At 67.6% G+C, this 1,479-nt stretch carries 1 protein-coding gene; it reads left to right on the top strand.

Translation table 11 applies throughout. From position 1 onward, the window contains the following. On the top strand, nt 1-1,479 hold a 1,479-nt coding region (locus PKE44_RS15870), incomplete at its 5' end, for an ATP-binding cassette domain-containing protein (protein ID WP_324553060.1).

Raw genomic sequence — 1,479 nt, 5'->3', positions numbered from 1 at the left:
GGCTGGCGCATGCGCCTGAACCTGGCGCGCGCGCTGATGTGCCGCTCCGATCTGCTGCTGCTCGATGAGCCGACCAATCATCTCGACCTCGACGCGGTGATCTGGCTCGAAGGCTGGCTGCGTGCCTATCCGGGCACGCTGCTGCTGATCTCGCACGACCGCGATTTCCTCGACAACGTCGTCGATGGCATCGCCCACATCGAGCAGCTCGGCATCACGCTGTATCCGGGCAACTACGCGGCCTTCGAACGCCAGCGCGCCGAGAAGCTCGCGCAGCAGCAACTCGCCTTCGAGAAGCAGCAGCGCGAGATTGCGCACCTGCAGAAGTTCATCGACCGCTTCCGCGCCCAGGCCACCAAGGCGCGGCAGGCGCAGTCGCGCATCAAGGCGCTCGATCGCATGGAGCTGATCAGTGCTGCGCACGTCGATTCGCCGTTCGGCTTCGAATTCGCGCCGCCGAAGTCGATGCCGCATCCGCTGCTTGCGCTCGATGAAGCCTGCGTCGGCTACGGCGATCAGCCGGTGCTCGCCGGGCTGAATCTCGACATTCAGCCCGGCACGCGCCTCGGCCTGCTCGGGCCGAACGGTGCCGGCAAGTCGACGCTGATCAAGCTGCTGGCCGGGCGTTTGCCGCTCGCCGGCGGGGTACGGCGCGAAGGTCAGGGCCTCGCGATCGGTTACTTCGCGCAGCACCAGCTCGAAGAACTGCGCCCGGAGCGCACGGCCGTGCAGCACGTGCAGGCGCTGTCGCCGAACGTCTCCGAGCAGGACATCCGCAACTTCCTCGGCGGCTTCGACTTCCGCGGCGAGCGCGCGCTGGAGCCGATCGAACCGTTCTCGGGCGGCGAGAAGGCGCGCCTCGCGCTGGCGCTGATCGTCTGGCAGCGGCCGAACCTGCTGCTGCTCGACGAGCCGACCAATCACCTCGACCTCGACATGCGCCACGCGCTGAACGTCGCGCTGCAGGATTACGAAGGCGCGCTGATCGTGGTTTCGCACGACCGTCACCTGCTGCGCACGACTACCGACGCCTTTTTGATCGTCGGCCACGGCCGCGCCCGGCCCTTCGACGGCGATCTCGACGATTACCGCGACTGGCTCGCCGAACGCGAGAAGGCTGCGCGCGCCGCGCAGTCCGCCCAGGAAGATGCGCAATCGAAAGCCGCCGGCGGCCCGAGCGCGGCCGAAAAGCGCGAACAGAAACGCGCAGACGCCGAATCCCGCCAGCGCCTCGCGCAACTGCGCAAGCCCGTCGAGCGCGAACTGGCGAAGGTCGAAAAGACGATGGAGAAGCTCAACGCCGAAAAGGCGACGCTCGAAACCGCCCTCGCCGATCCGGGCCTCTATGCCGAGGCGCAGAAGGCGAAGCTGCGCGATGCGCTGGCACGGCAGGCAACGCTCGCGCGCGAACTCGAAAGCGCCGAGGAACGCTGGCTGGAACTGCAGGAGGAGATCGAGGCGATCAATGCGCGGGGCTGA

The sequence above is a fragment of the Plasticicumulans sp. genome (assembly GCF_035331805.1).
Classification (GTDB): domain Bacteria; phylum Pseudomonadota; class Gammaproteobacteria; order Competibacterales; family Competibacteraceae; genus Plasticicumulans.
This window is presented reverse-complemented; position numbering and strand designations above follow the sequence as displayed.